Annotated in this window: 17 protein-coding genes; 11 read left to right on the forward strand and 6 right to left on the reverse strand. The window is 71.1% G+C overall.

Going from position 1 to position 16,986, the window contains the following annotated elements:
• Positions 1-3 precede the first annotated feature (3 nt).
• The 3 genes from HC031_RS18620 (at position 4) to ggt (ending at position 3,374) form a co-directional block, all read left to right on the forward strand.
• A complete protein-coding gene (locus HC031_RS18620) occupies positions 4-414 on the forward strand; it encodes a roadblock/LC7 domain-containing protein (RefSeq protein WP_205862917.1) in 411 nt (136 codons plus the stop codon).
• On the forward strand, positions 411-1,376 hold the full coding sequence (locus HC031_RS18625) for a TAXI family TRAP transporter solute-binding subunit (RefSeq protein WP_167926620.1): 966 nt from the start codon (positions 411-413) through the stop codon (positions 1,374-1,376). The genes HC031_RS18620 and HC031_RS18625 overlap by 4 nt, the downstream gene beginning before the upstream one ends.
• Positions 1,377-1,523: 147 nt before the next feature.
• A complete protein-coding gene (ggt, locus tag HC031_RS18630; RefSeq protein WP_167926621.1) occupies positions 1,524-3,374 on the forward strand; it encodes a gamma-glutamyltransferase in 1,851 nt (616 codons plus the stop codon).
• A gap of 77 nt (positions 3,375-3,451) precedes the next feature.
• Here the strand turns inward: ggt and HC031_RS18635 are convergent, their stop codons facing one another.
• Together HC031_RS18635 and def are read right to left on the reverse strand one after the other, a co-directional pair.
• On the reverse strand, positions 3,452-4,999 hold the full coding sequence (locus HC031_RS18635; protein WP_167926622.1) for a hypothetical protein: 1,548 nt from the start codon (positions 4,997-4,999) through the stop codon (positions 3,452-3,454).
• Between the two features lie 146 nt (positions 5,000-5,145).
• Positions 5,146-5,694 (reverse strand): peptide deformylase, encoded by a 549-nt coding sequence (gene def, locus HC031_RS18640; protein ID WP_167926623.1) that lies wholly within the window; start codon positions 5,692-5,694, stop codon positions 5,146-5,148.
• 52 nt (positions 5,695-5,746) lie between these two features.
• Here def and HC031_RS18645 point away from each other — a divergent pair, with 52 nt between their 5' ends.
• Positions 5,747-6,490: a helix-turn-helix domain-containing protein gene (locus tag HC031_RS18645; RefSeq protein ID WP_167926624.1), complete on the forward strand. Its 744-nt coding sequence runs from the start codon at positions 5,747-5,749 to the stop codon at positions 6,488-6,490.
• Between the two features lie 18 nt (positions 6,491-6,508).
• Here the strand turns inward: HC031_RS18645 and HC031_RS18650 are convergent, their stop codons facing one another.
• The 3 genes from HC031_RS18650 to HC031_RS18660 are packed head-to-tail and all read right to left on the reverse strand — an operon-like array spanning position 6,509 to position 9,039.
• Positions 6,509-7,879 (reverse strand): NAD(P)/FAD-dependent oxidoreductase, encoded by a 1,371-nt coding sequence (locus HC031_RS18650; protein WP_167926625.1) that lies wholly within the window; start codon positions 7,877-7,879, stop codon positions 6,509-6,511.
• A complete protein-coding gene (locus HC031_RS18655; RefSeq protein WP_167926626.1) occupies positions 7,879-8,331 on the reverse strand; it encodes a hypothetical protein in 453 nt (150 codons plus the stop codon). The genes HC031_RS18650 and HC031_RS18655 overlap by 1 nt, the downstream gene beginning before the upstream one ends.
• A gap of 48 nt (positions 8,332-8,379) precedes the next feature.
• The gene (locus HC031_RS18660) at positions 8,380-9,039 is read right to left on the reverse strand and encodes a class I SAM-dependent methyltransferase (RefSeq protein ID WP_167926627.1); all 660 of its coding nucleotides are present in this window, start codon (positions 9,037-9,039) and stop codon (positions 8,380-8,382) included.
• 145 nt (positions 9,040-9,184) lie between these two features.
• Between HC031_RS18660 and HC031_RS32555 the strand changes: the two genes are divergently transcribed.
• The 4 genes from HC031_RS32555 (at position 9,185) to HC031_RS18680 (ending at position 12,001) form a co-directional block, all read left to right on the forward strand.
• Positions 9,185-9,517: a hypothetical protein gene (locus HC031_RS32555; protein ID WP_205862919.1), complete on the forward strand. Its 333-nt coding sequence runs from the start codon at positions 9,185-9,187 to the stop codon at positions 9,515-9,517.
• 293 nt (positions 9,518-9,810) lie between these two features.
• Entirely contained in the window at positions 9,811-10,053 is a 243-nt protein-coding gene (locus HC031_RS18670; protein WP_167926628.1) for a hypothetical protein, read from the forward strand.
• Between the two features lie 87 nt (positions 10,054-10,140).
• The gene (locus HC031_RS18675) at positions 10,141-10,326 is read left to right on the forward strand and encodes a hypothetical protein (RefSeq protein ID WP_167926629.1); all 186 of its coding nucleotides are present in this window, start codon (positions 10,141-10,143) and stop codon (positions 10,324-10,326) included.
• Positions 10,327-10,558: 232 nt separating this feature from the next.
• On the forward strand, positions 10,559-12,001 hold the full coding sequence (locus HC031_RS18680) for a cellulose binding domain-containing protein (protein ID WP_167926630.1): 1,443 nt from the start codon (positions 10,559-10,561) through the stop codon (positions 11,999-12,001).
• Between the two features lie 72 nt (positions 12,002-12,073).
• Here the strand turns inward: HC031_RS18680 and HC031_RS18685 are convergent, their stop codons facing one another.
• A complete protein-coding gene (locus tag HC031_RS18685) occupies positions 12,074-13,057 on the reverse strand; it encodes an aldo/keto reductase (RefSeq protein WP_167926631.1) in 984 nt (327 codons plus the stop codon).
• A 153-nt stretch (positions 13,058-13,210) separates the two neighbouring features.
• Between HC031_RS18685 and HC031_RS18690 the strand changes: the two genes are divergently transcribed.
• The 3 genes from HC031_RS18690 (at position 13,211) to HC031_RS18700 (ending at position 16,959) form a co-directional block, all read left to right on the forward strand.
• Positions 13,211-14,434, forward strand: coding sequence for an MFS transporter (locus HC031_RS18690; protein ID WP_167926632.1), 1,224 nt, complete (start codon positions 13,211-13,213; stop codon positions 14,432-14,434).
• Positions 14,435-14,543: 109 nt separating this feature from the next.
• On the forward strand, positions 14,544-15,509 hold the full coding sequence (locus HC031_RS18695) for a glutathione S-transferase family protein (RefSeq protein WP_167926633.1): 966 nt from the start codon (positions 14,544-14,546) through the stop codon (positions 15,507-15,509).
• A gap of 376 nt (positions 15,510-15,885) precedes the next feature.
• On the forward strand, positions 15,886-16,959 hold the full coding sequence (locus HC031_RS18700) for a Cys-Gln thioester bond-forming surface protein (RefSeq protein ID WP_167926634.1): 1,074 nt from the start codon (positions 15,886-15,888) through the stop codon (positions 16,957-16,959).
• Positions 16,960-16,986: the final 27 nt, after the last annotated feature.

Genomic DNA, 16,986 nt, shown 5'->3' on the forward strand with positions numbered 1-16,986 from the left:
CATATGCAACAACAGCAGCAGACCGCCGGCCTCGACTGGTTGCTGGCGAGCTTCGCCCGGCAGGTGCCGGACGTGGCCCACGCCGTGGCCGTCTCCGACGACGGGCTGCGCCTGGCGGCCTCGGCTGACCTTCCGGTCGACATGGCTGACCAGCTGTCCGCGGTGATCAGTGGGCTGGCAAGCCTGTGCGCCGGCACCGCGCGCCTCATGTCGGCCGGCAGCGTGCGGCAGACGATCGTCGACATGGACGGCGGCGTCATGCTGGTCATGAACGTCGGCGACCGGGCGTTGATCGGAGTGCTGGCCGTACCCGGCTGCGACCTGGGGCAGGTCGGCTACGAGACGGCGATGCTCGTACACCGGGTCGCCGATGCGCTGGAGCCGGCCCCGCGGCAGGCCGAGGGGCTGACATGAAACGGCGTACGTTCGGCCTGGCGCTGATCGGGGGCGCGCTCGGGCTGGCCGGCTGTGCCAGCGCGGCGGCCTCGCCGCGGCGCTGGCACGACGGTCGGATCTTCCTCGCCACCGGCAACACGACCGGCACCTTCTACCAGCTCGGCGGTGGCTACGCCGACCTGGTCAGCAAGTACGTGCCCGGGTACGAGCTGCGGGCCGAGCCCAGCGGCGCGTCCGGTGACAACATCGCGCGGGTGCTCAGCGGCGACATGGAGCTCGCGTTGTGCACCACGGACTCCGCGGCCGACGCGGTCGAGGGGCGTGGCCCGTACGCCGACAAGCCGCAGCCGCTGGTGGCCCTGGCCCGGCTGTACCCGAACACGATGAACGTGGTCGTCCGCAGCGACGCGAAGATCCGGACGCTTGCCGACCTGCGCGGCAAGCGGGTCTCCACCGGCACTCTGAACTCGGGTTCCGACCTGCTCGCCGGGCGCATGCTGGACGCCGCCGGGCTTAATCCGGACACCGACGTCCAGCGGCTGCGGCTGTCCCTGCCCGACACGGTGAACGGGATGCGGGACGGTACCGTCGACGCGCTGTTCGCCGCGGACGGCCTGCCCACGCCGGGCGTCGCCGACCTGCTCGCCAGCGCACCCGGCCGGTTCACGCTGCTGTCGACCGGCTACGTGGCCGACCCGCTGCTCACCAAGTACGGGTCGATCTACGCCAGAGCGTCCATCCGCGCGAACGTGTACGGCACGGCCAGCGACATCGACACGGTCGCGGTCCCGACCCTGCTGCTGGCCGCCGCCGACCTGCCCGACGGGCTGGCGTACGACCTGACCAGGGTGCTTTTCCAGCACCAGTCAGAGCTGGCGAAGGCGCACCCGGAGGGGGCCGACTTCCGCCGCGCGGACGGGCAGTACACCCAACCGGTCCCGCTGCATCCGGCAGCGCGCCGGTACTACCAGGGGCACTGACCGGCCGGGTACCCCGTTCCGGGGAAACAGTTTCCCTCGGCGGTGACACGGGTCGATGGCCTGGATACGCTCGGCGGTACTTCGCGGTGTGTTCCGCGTCATACTGGTACGCGCGGACAGCGAAGCTGGTCCATTCGAGGAGCGCGCATGCGAGTTCGCCGAGCGACCGTCCTGACCGCCCTGACCACTCTCACGCTGTCGATCCCGCTGTTCGCCCCGTCGAGCCCGGCCAGCGCCGCCGCCGACCGGGCCGACGCCGGCCGGGCCGACGTCGGCCGGATCCGGGCCGCGCCGGTGGCGGAAGGCTACGGCGGAGCTATCTCCACCGTGGATGCCACCGCCACGAGCGTCGGCCTCGACGTGCTGCGCCGGGGTGGAAACGCCGTCGACGCCGCCGTCGCGGCAGCCGCGACGCTCGGCGTGACCGAGCCGTTCTCCGCGGGCATCGGTGGCGGCGGTTTCCTCGTCTACTACGACGCCCGGAAGCGGACCGTCTACACCATCGACGGCCGGGAGGCAGCGCCGATGGCGATGGGGGCCGACGCTTTCGTCGACCCGGCGACCGGCAAGCCGTACGACTTCCAGGAGGCCCGCATCAGCGGTATCTCCGTCGGGGTGCCGGGCACGCTGCTGACGTGGCAGGAGGCGCTGCGGCGCTGGGGTACCCGGTCGCTGGCGGCGTCGCTCGCGCCGGCGGCCGCCGTGGCGCAGCGGGGCTTCCCGGTGGACCAGACGTTCCACGATCAGATCGCCGATCCGGCCAACCACAACGACACCTCGTTCGCGCAGTTCAGCTCGACCCGCGCGCTGTACCTGCCGGGCGGACAGGCGCCGGCGGTCGGCTCCACGTTCCGCAACCCCGACCTGGCCGCCACGTACCGGCTGATCGCCCGGGAGGGCGTCGACGCGTTCTATCGTGGCCGGCTGGGGCGCGACATCGTCAACACCGTCCAGCACCCGCCGGTCGCGGCGAACCCGGCGGTGGCGTGGCAGTACCCGATCCGCCCCGGCGCCATGGTGCTGTCGGACCTGGAGAACTACCGCGTGCGATTCCCGGCCCCGACGCGGTCGGAGTACCGGGGCCTCGACGTGTACGGCATGGCCACCCCGTCCAGTGGTGGCACGACCGTCGGTGAGGCGCTCAACATCCTCGAGCGGTCCGACCTGCGGTCGCAGCCGTTGGCGCAGGCGCTCCACCGGTACCTGGAAGCGAGCGCGCTCGCGTTCGCCGACCGCAACCGGTACATCGGCGACTACACCCCACGCGCCACGCTCGACCAGTTGCTCAGTGACGGGTTCGCGGCGGAGCGGGCCTGCCTCATCGACCCGGCGCACGCGCTGCCCAAGCCGGTCGCCCCGGGCGTGCCGGACGGCTCGTACGGCGGCTGCGCGCAGGCGCCGGCGGGGGCGGCCAACACGCAGGGTACGCACACGACGAACCTGACGGTCGCCGACCGGTGGGGCAACGTCGTCGAGTACACCCTGACCATCGAGCAGACCGGTGGCAACGCGATGGTGGTGCCCGGCCGCGGGTTCCTGCTCAACAACGAGCTGACCGACTTCAACTTCACGCCGACGCAGGGGGACGCGCCCGACCCGAACCTGCCCGCGCCGGGTAAGCGTCCGCGCAGCTCGATGTCGCCGACGATCGTCCTGCAGGACGGGAAGCCGTTCCTGGCGGTCGGATCGCCCGGCGGCTCGACGATCATCACCACGGTCCTGCAGATCCTGGTCGGCCGGCTCGACCTCGGCCTGTCGCTTCCGGACGCGATCGCCGCGCCACGCGCCAGCCAGCGCAACACCGCGAGCGTGCAGGCCGAGCCGGCGTTCCTGGCGGCACCGGAGGCTGCGGCGCTCACGCGGTTGGGCCACACCTTCACGACGACCCCGGAGATCGGTGCGGCGACCGGGATCGAGTTCGAGCGGCACGGCCGCATGCTCGCGGCCGCGGAGCCGACCAGGCGGGGCGGCGGGGCCGCGGCGGTCGTCAGGCGGTAGCCGCACCCTCATGATCGCGGAAACTTCTCCGTGCTCCGGCGCGGAAAAGTTTCCGCGATCATGGGAGGCGGGGCCGATCATGGGGCATGGGGCCGGAGGACGCCGTTGGCGAGCCTCCATTCACCGTGCAGAGCGGGGAGGTCCCGCTTCGCGCCGACGATGGGGATGCCGAAGATCTGCAACTGTACGAACAGCGACGGGCGCAGGTCGTACCCGGCGTAGACGGCCCAGTTGACGGACGGGATCACGGCCCCGATCGTGGCTCGCAGGTACGGCGCCCACTCCAGGGTGGCGCCGGCCGATCCGTACAGCGCCACCGTGAGCTGCGCCCCGACCGTCGCCGTCGCCTCGGCGGATCCGCTGAGGGTCAGGTGCGTGCCGGGGGTGGTGGTCGCGGTCGCCACCGGCAGCCGGCTCCACTCGCCGTCGCGGTACTCGGCGCCCAGCGACATCTCACCGGCGGTCTTCTCCTCGGCGTCGATGCTGACCTGACCGGTCGCGGTGACCTGGTAGAAGTACGTCAGGTCGGCGCCGACCACGACGGGGAACCCCAGGACGAACACCGTGGTCTGCACGTGGACCTCGGCGAACGGCAGCCGCACCGGCTGCCGGCCGGAGTCGGCCTTGCCGGCGAACGTGGCGTGCACCTTGAAGCCCTGGTCGTACGCGCCGCCGATGCCGATCGCCGCCTGTGACGGCGCCGCCCCGGCGGCCGGGTCCCGCTGGTACTTGAAGATCACCTGGGGCTGGAAGCGGATCCACCCCGCGAGGGTGGGCCCGCCCTGCGACGTGCCGGTGTACCCCAGGTCGCCCAGCGGGAGGTCGAGGTCGAGTGCGACCTGCCCGCCCACGGGGAACCGGCCGTCGCCGGCAGTGGTCGGCAACGGCGCGGGCGCGATCACGTCGGCGGCGGGCAGGGCCCGGCCCGGCTCGGCGGCGGGGGCGCCGGCCGCCGGCGGGCGCGTCGACGGTGGGGCCGGTGTCGGCGCCGGCGTTGCCGTCGGTGCCGACGGGTTCGCTGCCGGCCGCGCCGGGTCGACCCTCGCGGAGACGCCCTGGCGGAGCGGCTTCACCGTCAGGTCCGTCGGCCGCACCGGAGTCGTCGAGTTGACGGTCGCGTCGCCGAGCAGGTCGGGAAGGGTGGCCGGCTGTACCGCCACCGCGCCGGTACGGTCCGGCGTGGGGTCCACAACTTTGATCAGCGCTCCCTGCGGCAGTTGCGGTGTGCTCGCGCTGGCGATGATGTCGCCGGCCTTCACCGCCGGCGGGGAGGCGGGTGCCGAGGGAGCCTTGGAGGGAGCCTTGGAGGGAGCCTTGGAGGGAGCCTTGGAGGGAGCATTGCCGGCGGGCGCGGCGGCGGTGAGCTTCGCTCGGCCGCTGGCGCGGTCGTAGGAGGCGATGCGCAGGTCCCGCGCGGACAGGCGCTGCACCCCGCCGGTAGGGGTGGCGGCGGCGCGCGCGACCGCCGTGACCGGTGCGGGACTGGTCGCGGCGGTGAGGACCGGGCTCTGCCAGCGGGTCTGGTTGCCCGGAGCCAGGAAGGCGCCCGCGGCGAACGCGACCGGCACGGCGACGACCACCGTGCCGGTCGCGACGAGCAGCCGGCGCCCTGGAAGTATCGACACGCTCGTCCCCTCCGGGATGTCCACGACGAGATGCCACGACGGCCACGGGGAGTGGCACAGATTCGTGTTCGTCAATGGATACCGGAGGTCGGCCCGGATGTACAGAGGGGTCGCGATATCGGCGGGCGCCCCGGCCGGCCGAAGAGTCAGCCCAGCGGTCCGAAGATGGGGTGCGGACTGAGCTTGACGCGCGGCGCGGCCCCGCCGTTCCACGGCGCCTTACGGATCTCTTTCATCGCGGCCTTGCGCCGGGCGGCGTCCATCCGGTCGATGAACAGCACCCCGTCGAGGTGGTCGGTCTCGTGCTGCAGGCAGCGCGCCATCATCCCGGAACCGACGATCTGGACCGGATCGCCGTGCATGGAGAAGCCCTTGGCGACGACGTTCATCCGTCGCATGGTGTCGAAGTACAACCCGGGCAGGGACAGGCAGCCCTCCGGGCCGTCCTGCTCCTCGTCGTCGGGGAAGCGCAGCGTCGGGTTGACCAGGTGGCCGTCCACACCGTCCACATGGAACACGAAGACCCGCAGGCCGACCCCGAGCTGGGGAGCGGCCAGCCCGGCGCCCTCCGCGTCGCGCAGCGTGTCACGGAGATCGTTGACCAGAGTCCGCAGCTCGCGGTCGAACGTCGTCACCTCGTCGGCCGGCGTCGTGAGGACCGGGTCTCCGAAAAGGCGTACGGGTAGGACTGCCATGGCGCTCCTCGGGTGGTTGACGACCTCTTTGCAAAGCAGCATAGTTTGCAAAATGAAGGGGCGACAGCGAGCGACAGTGCGACCGGGGGAGACGGAGCGGCCGGGGGGGACGGAGCGGCCGGGGGGGACGGAGCGGCCGGGGGAGACCGGGAGGCCGCCTGCCGGGCAGCGACACGCGGGGTCAGCCGAAGCAGCCGAAGCGGCGCTGGCCCACCCGGTCCGCGCGGCGCTCATGGAGCTGGTCACCGCGCGCGGCACCCTGACCTCGGCCGAGGCGGCGCGGGAGCTTGGCGGCAATACCGGGCTCTACTCGTTCCACCTGCGGCAGCTGGCCCGGTACGGGCTGATCGAAGAAGCGCCGGCCGTCCGCGGGCGGGTACGCCCCTGGCGGGTGGCGTCCGCCCCGACCGCTCCGGACCCGGCCGTCGGGGCGGACCTGGACGGGCTGGCCCGCGGGCTGGAAGACGAGAGCTACCGGCGCTGGCTCGCCCAACGCGACCGCGTACCCGCCTGCTGGCGGCGTGACGAGGCGTTCAGCCAGGTCCTCTACCTCACGCCTGAGGAGCTGACCGAGATGGGGGACGCGATCCGGCGGCTGATCGCCGGGTACCGGCAGCGCGAGGATCGACCGGCCACCCGGCCGCCGGGCGCCGCACCCGTCGCGGTCGTGGCCCGCCTGTTCCCGCTGCTCGAGTCGGGGCCGGAACAGTCGGGCCCGGAACAGTCGGGCCCGGGACAATCGAGCCCGGAACAGTCGAGCCCGGGACAATCGGGATCATCGATCCCGGGCGCCTGACGCGGGCGGGTCCGCCGGCTACGCCGGTTCGGGTACGCGTGGCGACTGGGTCACCAGCGACGGCGCCCGCGCCGCGGTCTGCAGCGGCTTGCGCGGCTCCTCCAGCTCGCCCAGGGCGGTGATGTCCCGCGGGAACACGGCATCGATGATCCAATCGGTGAGCACCCGCATCTTGCGGTGCGTGCTCGGCAGCATCATCAGGTGATACCCGCGGTGCAGCACCCACGCAGGCAGCCCACGCAGGTGGATGTCGTACACCTGGGCCACCCCTTCGAGCCGCCCGAGGCCGGCGACGACGCCGATGAAGCGGTGCCGGTACGGCTCGGGAGGGGCACTGTGCCGGCCGCGGAGCTCGGAGATCAGGTTGTCGGCGATCCGCCGGCCCTGTCGGATCGCGTGCTGGGCCGTGGGAGCACACAGCGCGTTCGGATCGTCGCTGGTCAGGTCGGGCACGGCGGCGCAGTCGCCGCCTGTCCACGCGCCCCGCAGGCCTCGCACCCGCAGATAGGCGTCGGCGAGTAGGCGGCCCTGGTCGTCGCGGGGCAGGTCGGTGTCTTCGACTACCGGGTTGGGCTGTTGACCCGCCGTCCAGATCAGCGTGTTGGCTTCGACGATGTCGTGGGCGTACCGGCCGCCGAACCTGATCCGGCCGCCGACGCACGAGGCGATGGTCGTGTCGAGGCGGATCTCCACGCCTCGCTCGCGCAGCACGTTCGCGATGTATTCGCTGAGGTCAGGGGTGACCTCCGGCAGGATGCGGTCGCCGGGCTCGACGAGGATCCAGCGCAGCTCCTCGCGGCGCAGCCCCCGGAACGCCCGGATGGCCTGGTGTGACAGGTCCGACAGTTCGCCGAGCGCCTCGACGCCGGCGAAGCTGGCGCCGACGAGCACGAACGTCAGGGAGCGCCGGCGTGAATGCGGGTCGGTCGTGGACGCGGCCAGCGACAGCTGGGTGATCACGCGGTTGCGCAGGAAGACAGCCTCTCCGAGAGTCTTGAAACCGACGGCCAGCTCGGCGAGCCCGGGTACCGGGGCCGTCTTCGAGACCGAGCCGGGGGCGATCACCACATGGTCGTAGGGGATGTCGCGCTCCTCGCCGTTGACGAGCCGTACCCGCGCCGTACGGTCGGCGTGTCGGATCCCGACGACCTGGCTGTTGCAGATGTAGAACCGGCTGAGGATCCGGCGCAGCGGGACGGCTACGTGCCGCGGCTCGACGGTGCTGGCGGCGACCTCGGCCAGCAGCGGGTGATAGGTCGTGTAGGACAGGGGATCGACGAGGCAGAGGTCCGCCTCGCCCGGGTCCAGCCGGTCCTCCAGCCGCTTCGCGGCGAAGAGGCCGACCGCGCCGCCGCCGATGACGAGGATGTGGGGGGCCGCCCTGTTCATCAGGGTGACCTGAGCGAGTTGTCGACGGCGGCGGCGACCGCGCCGTACGCCAGGTGGGGCAGTACGTCGGCGGCCCAGTCGGCGGCGCTCCACCGGCGTGGGTCGGTGATGCCGAGGATGGTCATCGGCGTGTTCGACCCGAGCATCGCCATGGTCGTCAGCAGGGTGGCGGCCCGGGGCCACGACGGGGTCCGGCGCACCGTGGCGGCGTAGACGAGCGTCGCGCCCAGCCCGGTCGCGTAGCCGAGCAGCGCCCCGAGCCCGGCGCCGCGATTGTCGGCCTCCTCGCCTTCGCCGAGATCCACGCCGAGGAGATCGCACAGCCGCCGTACGGTCCGCTGCGGTGTCGTGCTGGCGGGACGACCGCGCAGCGCCATGTCGAGATAGCTCACCGTGTCGAGGGTGATCGTGCCCGCCGCGCCGGCGATCAGGCCCCGGGAGAGCGTACGCATCGGTGTCGACTACCCGGCCCGGCGTCGCCTACACCGCCGGCGGGCACCTCACGGCAGCTCCCATACGGTGGTCAGCTTCGATTCGGCGCTCTCGAGCGCCTGCGTCACCGGGATGTCGTACGTGGCGACCGCGGTGAACAGACCGCGGGGCAGGTAGGCCCGGCCCGGGTCGCCCACCAGGACCCGGGCGCCGGTGGCCCGGGCCCGCTGGAGGAAGGGCAGCACCCGCTCGGTCATGGGGCGGCTGTAGAAGACGTCGCCGGCGAGTACGACCTCGGCGCCGCCGGCGTCACCGTCGAGCACGTCGCCGAGGACGACGGCCACGTCGACACCGTTGGCGGTGGCGTTGACCGTGATGGCGGAACCGGCGAGCGGATCGATCTCGACCGCGGTCACGTGGGACGCCCCGGCACGGGCCGCCGCGATGGCAACCAGGCCGGAGCCGGCGGCGAGATCGAACACGACGCGGTCGCGCACGAGATCGGGGTGGTCGAGGAGGTGCCGGGCGAGCGCCTGCCCGCCGGCCCACGCGAAGGCCCAGAACGGCGGTGGGAGCTCGTGGCCACGCGCCTGCTCGGTGCGTTCCCACAGGTCGATCGGCTCGTCGGCGAGATGGAGCAGCACCTCCGGTACCGCGGAGGGTGCGCCGAGGCGTGTGTGGGAGCGAACGAAGTCCGAGGTCGGGACCGGGCCCGTGGGCGGATGCACCCGAGCACTGTACGCGGCGGCCGGGCGTCACATGCGGTACGGGAACGCGTGATGCGCAACCGACTGGCACCCGCACGCGTACCGGGCCGCACCGCCCGTCCCGTTAGCTAAATCACACCAGAGGAACTGGCTCCAGGGGGATGCGATGCCGGTAAATGTCGAGGCCGTCCGCGCGGAGGCGCTGTTCGTGTCGCCTCTTCAGTCGTCGGATCAGCCCAAGCCCGATCAGGTCCTGCGGGCGGTGGCCACCGCGCTGCGCCGGTTCGGCGCGCGGGGCTGCGCGGTACGGGTCGCAGGTGAGTTCGGCGAGCACCCGGAGACCGCGGTCAGCCGCATGGAGTGGGCCCTCAACGTGATCCGTACGGTGTACCCGGCTCCGGTGGACCCTGCCGCGCTGCGCCCGGAGCCCGCGCTGTGCCCGGAGCCCGCGCTGCGCCCGGAGCCCGCGCCGCAGCAGCCGCTGGCTCTCGCCGGCTGACGTCACGGCGCGACCCGGAGACGGGCGGGCGCTCCTTCGGCCCGTACGGTGTAGCGTCCATATCGGACGGTGTGGGGTATGGTCGCTACGAGTGGCGACCGGATCACAAATGACATCGATGCCCGACATTCCACTCTAACGATTCGCGAGCTGATCGGTCCAGGCTCGGCACCCCCTCCTTAATGATTTTGTTAAGAGCCTGTGAACTGGCGCAAAACCAACGGCGGAACGTCACTTTCGCACGAAACACTGCACATGCGAGGTTGGAGAGCCTCGCGGCCGAGGAGGGCGCAGTGTTGATCAAGACGATGAGCTGCGATGCGGGTGTGCGGGTGGATCTTTTGTGCGACTCCTGTGACGTGTTGTTTTCTCCGGGGGCCGGTACTCCGCCGATACGGTCGGCGATCTGGGCGGCCGCGAGCGCGTGCGGGTGGACTTCGACCGGATCGAGCCTGATGGGGCGGCATTTCTGTCCGGCCTGCGCCGAGCCGCGTGAGGATCAGCGGTTGGCGACGGTCGGGCCGAGCGGCACCTGAGGAGCCAGTGTCGGCAGGAGTGCGATTCGGCGGGTCGCCCGTGCTCGGCGCGGGTGTGAGGCCGCGACGGCGGGGTATCACCCCGGTGTGACGCAGCAGCCGATACAGGAACCCGAGCCGCTGCCCGAGTACGAGCAGCGAGCCGACGTGCACCCGATCGAGGAGCGCGCCGACGTCCTCGAAGCGGTCGAGGACGACACGACGGCGCCTGGCTTCCCGGTGCCCGAGGAAGGCTCGGACGATCTCGCTCCGCGGTTCCACGAGCCGCTGTAGCGGCCGGGGTGCCGGATGAACGCGGCGGGACGGTAGCGCCGCCGCGGGGGAGCGCCCTGTGATTCGCGAGCGTATCGCTCGCGTCACTACCCGTCGGTAATCGGCGCGCTTTCGCGACCTGGGCCGGCCTGAGCAGCGTTTTTTCACGTACACTTAAGAAAGTTTGCAGTAGGGGCTAAGTCGGTGTCGGTCAGACTCGATCGACCGTAACCGATGTGAACGGAGGCCCCTCTTGCGGCGCAATCGTCTCAGACTCGCGATCTACACCGTGTCGGCGTTGCTCGCCGCCGGCGGCGGAGTCGGAGCCGCGTTAGCGGCCACGAGTCCGGCCCCGGCCAGCGCGTCAGGTCTCACGGCCGCCTTCAGCAAGGACTCCGACTGGGGCTCCGGGTACCAGGGCAAGTTCACCATCACCAACACCGGTGGCGCCGCCGCCACGGGCTGGCGGCTGGAGTTCACGCTGCCGGCGGGCGCATCGCTCGGCAGCTTCTGGGACGCCACGATCACCCGCAGCGGTAACACCTTCGTGGCGACCGACCGCGGGTACAACGCCAGCGTCGGCGCGGGCGCGGCGACGAGCTTCGGCTTCATCGTCGCCGGCAGCGGTGCGCCGACCTCCTGCACCATCAACGGCGCGCCGTGTACCGGCGGCGCCCAGCCGGGGACGGGCACCCCGACCGCCGCGCCGAGCCCGACGCAGACCTCGTCGCCGCCGGCGCCGAAGCCGACCGCGACCACGCCGACCGCGACGAAGAGCAGCACCGGCCAGCCCGTACCGCCGCCGGCGAGCGGCGCCATCACGGTCGCTCCGTACGTCGACATGGGTCTGCTGTCCAACCCCGGTAGCCCGACCCTCGCCCAGCTTGCCGCGAGCAGCGGGATCAAGTCGTTCACCATGGCGTTCGTCAACAGCGCCGGCTGCAAGGCGAGCTGGTTCAACGCCTTCGACCCGCGGGCGCGGGCCTTCGGCGACCAGATCGACGCGCTCCGCCAGGCCGGCGGCGACGTGAAGATCTCATTCGGCGGGGCCACCGGGATCGAGCTGGCGCAGGCCTGCACCGACGTGAACGCGCTGACGGCGGAGTACCAGGCCGTGGTCGACGCGTACAAGCTGAAGTTCATCGACCTGGACGTGGAGGGCGCGGCGGTCGCCGACAAGGCCTCCGTCGACCGGCGCTCGGCGGCGCTGGCCGCCCTGCAGAAGCGCGACCCGGGCCTGAAGGTGTCCCTGACGCTGCCGGTGCTGCCCGAGGGGCTCACCGCCGACGGCCTCAACGTCGTGAAGTCCGCGAAGGACGCCGGGGTGAAGCTCGACCTGGTCAACATCATGGCGATGGACTACCAGCGCGCCGGCCAGGACTACGGCGATCTCGCGATCCAGGCGGCGAAGTCGACCGAGGCCCAGCTCAAGGGCTTGTTCGGGATCTCCGACGCCCAGGCGTTCCGGATGCTCGGGGTGACCCCGATGCTGGGTAAGAACGACGACCAGGGCGTGTTCGACCAGAGCGACGCACGCGACCTGGTCGCCTTCGCCAGCGCCAACCACGTCGGGTACCTGTCGTTCTGGGAGACCAACCGCGACAAGAACGCCTGCAACGGCGCGCTGTTCCAGTGCACCAACGTGCCGCAGCAGCCGTTCGAGTTCAGCAAGATCTTCGCCGGCTTCCGCGGCTGAGCGCCGCTTCTGACGATCTTGGACACTTGTGTGACCTATACGTCGCACAAGTGTCCAAGATCCGTTTAGGGGTCAGAGATTCACGGTACGCATGCCGCCTTCTTCGTAGCGGTCACCCGCCGCGGCCGGCAGCGACTCGTCGAGTACGCGTACCTGGTCGTCGGTGAGCGTGACGTCGACGGCGGCGACGTTCTCCTCCAGGTAGGTCACCCGCTTCGTGCCGGGGATCGGCACGATGTCGTCGCCCTTGGCGAGCAGCCAGGCCAGCGCCAGCTGCACGGGCGTGCAGCCGACCTCGCCGGCCAGCCGCTTGACCGTGTCGAGCAGCGCCAGGTTCCGTGCGAGGTTCTCGCCGCGGAACCGGGGGTTGGTCCGGCGGAAGTCGTCCGGGGCCAGTGTGTCGGTCGACTCAATGCGGCCGGTGAGGAAGCCGCGACCCACCGGGGAGTACGCGACCAGCGTCGTGCCCAGCTCGCGCGCGACCGGCAGCGCGTCGGCGGCCACGTCCCGGCTCCACAGCGAGTACTCGCTCTGCAGGGCCGCGATCGGGTGTACGGCGTGGGCGCGGCGCAGCGTCTCGCCGGTCACCTCGGACAGGCCGAGGTACCTGACCTTGCCGGCCCGTACCAGGTCCGCCATCGCGCCGACGGTGTCCTCGATCGGCACGTCCGGGTTGCGCCGGTGCAGGTAGTACAGGTCGACGTGGTCGACGCCGAGCCGCCGCAGCGACGCGTCGATGGCCCGGCGGGCGTACTCGGGGCTGGAGTCGATCCGGCGTGACGACCCGCCGTTTCCCTCGCGCACGATGCCGAACTTGGTGGCCAGGACGACCTTGTCGCGGCGGTCGGCGATGGCCCGGCCCACCAGGCGCTCGTTGTGGCCCAGGCCGTACATGTCGGCCGTGTCGAGGAGATTCACGCCCAGCTCGACGGCGCGGTGGATGGTCCTGATCGAGTCGGCCTCGTCGGCCGGCCCGTAGAACTCCGACATACCCATGCAGCCGAGGCCGAGCGCGGAGAGCGCGGGTCCGCCGGCGCCGAGGGTGCGGTACTTCATGGTCATTTCCGTTCGTGAGTCGCTGTTTTTCCGTCGAGCTCCACCTTCGGCGTTCGAGTGTGCTCGAAGTCAAGTCGCGCTGCGGTGTGATCCGGAGCAAACGGCGGCGTAATTGGCTCGGAATCGTCGGCTCCTTACCGCACCATGGAGATCATGCGTCTCGAGCCGTACCGTCATGTCCTCACCCGTCCCGGAGTGCTGCCGCTTGTCCTGGTTGCGCTGCTCGCCCGGGTACCGGCGACGGCGGTCGGCATCACGCTCACCCTGCACGTCGTGGGCGACCTGCACCGCGGGTACGGGGCGGCCGGCCTGGTCGGCGCCCTGTCCACCATCGGGATGGCGCTCGGCAGTCCGGCCCTGGGGCGCCTGGTCGACCGGCGCGGGCTGCGGCCGATGCTGCTGCTGACGACCGTGGCGTCCGCGGTCTTCTGGGCCGTCGCGCCCGAACTGCCCTACCAGGTGCTGCTGCCCGTGGCGTTCGTCGGTGGGGCGCTGACCCTGCCCGTGTTCTCGGTGGTGCGGCAGTCGCTGGCCGCGCTGGTCCCCGAGGAGCACCGCCGGGCCGCCTTCTCGATCGACTCCATGTCGGTGGAGCTCTCCTTCATGGTCGGTCCGGCGCTGGCCGTGATCGTCCTGACCACCACCTCGGCGACGATCACGATGTGGGCGGTCGGCGTCGCGCTGACCCTCGCCGGTCTCGGGCTCTACGGGTTCAACCCGCCCACTCGCAGCGACGAGGAGCGGGCCGCGGGTCGCCCGGCCGAGCGGCACCGCGTACTCAGCCCCCGACTGGTGACCGTGCTGGTGGCGATAGCCGGCGCGACGTTCGTATTCGCCGGCACCGATGTCGGCATCGTCGCGATCCTTCGGACGGCGCACCAGCTGAACTGGACCGGGATGGTGTTCATCGCCTGGGGCGCCTACTCGATACTCGGCGGTTTCGTGTACGGGGCCCTGCCGCGCCCGTGGCCCACCTTCGTGATCATGGTGCTGGTCGGGCTGTGCACGATGCCGGTCGGGCTCGCCACCAACTGGCAGTGGCTGTCCCTGCTGATGGCCCCGGCCGGCTTCCTGTGCGCGCCGGTGATCGCCTCGAGTTCGGACGCGGTCAGCCGGCTGGTGCCGGCCTCGGTCCGGGGGGAGGCGATGGGCTGGCACGGCTCGGCGCTGACCACCGGTACCTCCCTGGGCGCTCCGGTGGTCGGGTTCGTCCTCGACCGGTACGGGCCGGTCTGGGCGTTCGCGCTCGCCGGCGCTGTGGGAGCGGTGGTGGCGCTGCTGGCGATCCTGGTGACGCGGCGTCGCCCGGACGCCCCGGCAGACGCGCCGGCTGCGGAGCCGGAGGCGATCGCCGTCGGCGCCGGCGGCACGCCATGATCCTGAAGGATTTTCCGTCTCCGAGCACGGAAAATCCTTCAGGATCATGAGCGGGGGCGGGTCCTCCCGCGTGGGCGATGGGTCTCGGGCAGGCGTTAGGGTCGGCACCATGACGGTGGCGCAGTTCAGTCAGGAGACCTCCGGCCGGGGCGAGTTCGTCCGGCAGGCCAACCGGTTCACCGGCCGGGTGAGCGCCGCGTCCACGTCGCGGCCGGGCGAGGGACCTGACGACCAGGGGCGATGGCCGGTCGAGCCTGGCCGGTACCGGTTGATCTGGTCGCGCGCCTGCCCGTGGGCGCACCGGGCGGTGATCGTGCGCCGGCTCCTCGGCCTAGACGACGTCATCTCGCTGGGCACCGTCGACCCGATCCGCGACGAGCGCGGCTGGCGCTTCACCCTCGACTCCGACGGGCGCGACCCGGTCCTCGGGGCCGAGTTCCTCGCCGAGGTCTACCGGGCCACCGACTCGGAGTACGCCGGACGGGTCACGGTGCCGGCGCTGGTCGACACGCTCACCGGCCGGGTGGTCACCAACGACTACCCGCAGCTGACCCTCGACTTTTCCACCGAATGGACGGCGTTCCAGGCTGAGGGCGCGCCGGATCTCTACCCGGAGCCGCTTCGGCCGGAGATGGACGAGCTGATGTCGGAGATCTTCACCGACGTCAACAACGGGGTGTACAAGTGCGGCTTCGCCACCTCGCAGGAGGCGTACGAGACCGCGTACCGCGGGCTGTTCGCGCGGCTCGACGCGCTGTCGGACCGGCTGGCCACCCGGCGTTACCTGATGGGCGACGCGCTCACGGAGGCGGACGTGCGGCTGTTCACCACGCTGGTGCGCTTCGACGCCGTCTACCACAACCACTTCAAGTGCAACCGGAACAAGCTCACGGAGATGCCGGTGCTCTGGGAGTACGCCCGGCGGCTGTTCCAGACGCCCGGATTCGGGGAAACGGTCGACTTCGACCACATCAAGCGGCACTACTACGGCACGCACGACGCGATCAACCCGAGCGGCATCGTGCCGGCAGGGCCGGACCTGCGCGGCTGGATGCTTCCGCTGGCCGATCGCTGACGGAGCCGCACCGAGAGGGAGCCGCAGCGGAGAGATCCGCACCGAGAGGGAGCCGCAGCAGAGAGGGACGCAGCAGAGGGTGCTGCATTAAAACGTCCTTAATGGACGACGGCTCCCGTTCGATTGATGCCGAACCGATGCAATTCATAACGATGAGTCAGTGGCTCATTACGGCGCATTAACGTACGGGTACGCGCTTTTGCGCACTTGCACAATCTTTCGGACGTACCTCGCTCTCGTATTGCGCGACCCGGCTCAATGAAGCATTGTGCTCAGGGCCCAGTGACGGCAGCGATGCATTGACGGCTCGCGATCATGACCGTGGCGACGTGGGACTGGGTTCTCCGCTTTTGACGCAATGGAAGGGAATCCGCGCGTGGGACGGACAAGTGTAGGTAGGTGGGGCCGGCTGGGGGCGGTCGCGGTGTTGGGCGGCCTGATGTCGTTCGCCGCCGCCGGAGTCGCAGCCGCCGCTGACGCGACGACGACGCCGGTCGAGGGGAAGACCGGGGTCAGGGCAGACCACGGCAAGGATGTCGTCTACCCGCTGTTCAGCAAGACCGGTCATTTCGAGGGCGCGGCCCGGATCACGCTCACCATCGGCGACAAGACCGTCGACGCCTACTGCATCGACCTGCACACTCAGCTCAAGCGGGACACGTACCAGGAGACGAAGTGGGATTCGTCGAAGGTCAACAACCTCGGGAAGGTGCAGTGGATCCTGGTCAACAGCTTCCCCAACGTCACCCCCGAGGCGGTTCTCGCCAAGGCGAAGGTCACGCCGACGGGCGGCGACGCCGAACTGCCGGTGTACGCCGCGACCCAGGCCGCCATCTGGCACTTCAGTGACGGGTTCGACCTCGGTGACTTCAAGGGCGGGGACGGCGCCGCCACCTACCCGATGGTCCAGGGCGTGTACGACTACCTCGTCAACAACGCTGTGGACACCGAGGAGCCCGCTCCCACGCTGAGCATCACCCCGCCGGAGGCGACGGGTGAGCTGGGGTCGAAGCTGGGCCCGTACACGGTCAACTCGTCGTCGAAGGCGACGCTGACCGCGAAGGGCGGCACGATCGTCGACGCCAACGGGGCGCCGCTGACCGAGTCCGTCGAGGGCGGCACGAAGTTCTGGCTGACCAGTGACACGGCCGGCAAGGTGACCGTCGACGCGAGCGCCACCGGCTTGGTGCCGACCGGGCGGGTGTTCACGTACAAGGGCGGGCAGGACAAGGCCCAGAAGGTGATCCTGGCCGGCAAGGTGCCGACCAGCCTGGTCGCGCACGCCAGCGGCACCTTCCTCCCGAAGGCCGCGCCGGCCCCGGCGACCCCGTCGCTGCCGGTCACCGGCGCGTCGGCTGTCGGCGCCGCCGTCGGTGGTGTCGCCCTGCTCCTCGGCGGGGGAGTGCTGGTGGTGCTCCTGCGGCGCCGCCGGGTGAAGTTCACCGCCTGATCTGAGCCGACCGTCTGACGGTGGCGG

This window comes from Planosporangium thailandense (genome assembly GCF_011947195.1).
GTDB lineage: Bacteria > Actinomycetota > Actinomycetes > Mycobacteriales > Micromonosporaceae > Planosporangium > Planosporangium thailandense.

What these genes read in the sequence shown, in the direction of transcription:
- HC031_RS18620 (WP_205862917.1), top strand. Translation starts at nt 4, where the DNA reads ATGCAACAACAGCAGCAGACCGCCGGCCTCGACTGGTTGCTGGCGAGC.
- HC031_RS18625 (WP_167926620.1), top strand. Translation starts at nt 411, where the DNA reads ATGAAACGGCGTACGTTCGGCCTGGCGCTGATCGGGGGCGCGCTCGGG.
- ggt (WP_167926621.1), top strand. Translation starts at nt 1,524, where the DNA reads ATGCGAGTTCGCCGAGCGACCGTCCTGACCGCCCTGACCACTCTCACG.
- def (WP_167926623.1), bottom strand. Translation starts at nt 5,694, where the DNA reads ATGGCAGTCCTACCCGTACGCCTTTTCGGAGACCCGGTCCTCACGACG.
- HC031_RS18645 (WP_167926624.1), top strand. Translation starts at nt 5,747, where the DNA reads ATGAAGGGGCGACAGCGAGCGACAGTGCGACCGGGGGAGACGGAGCGG.
- HC031_RS18650 (WP_167926625.1), bottom strand. Translation starts at nt 7,879, where the DNA reads ATGAACAGGGCGGCCCCCCACATCCTCGTCATCGGCGGCGGCGCGGTC.
- HC031_RS18655 (WP_167926626.1), bottom strand. Translation starts at nt 8,331, where the DNA reads ATGCGTACGCTCTCCCGGGGCCTGATCGCCGGCGCGGCGGGCACGATC.
- HC031_RS32555 (WP_205862919.1), top strand. Translation starts at nt 9,185, where the DNA reads ATGCCGGTAAATGTCGAGGCCGTCCGCGCGGAGGCGCTGTTCGTGTCG.
- HC031_RS18685 (WP_167926631.1), bottom strand. Translation starts at nt 13,057, where the DNA reads ATGAAGTACCGCACCCTCGGCGCCGGCGGACCCGCGCTCTCCGCGCTC.
- HC031_RS18690 (WP_167926632.1), top strand. Translation starts at nt 13,211, where the DNA reads ATGCGTCTCGAGCCGTACCGTCATGTCCTCACCCGTCCCGGAGTGCTG.
- HC031_RS18695 (WP_167926633.1), top strand. Translation starts at nt 14,544, where the DNA reads ATGACGGTGGCGCAGTTCAGTCAGGAGACCTCCGGCCGGGGCGAGTTC.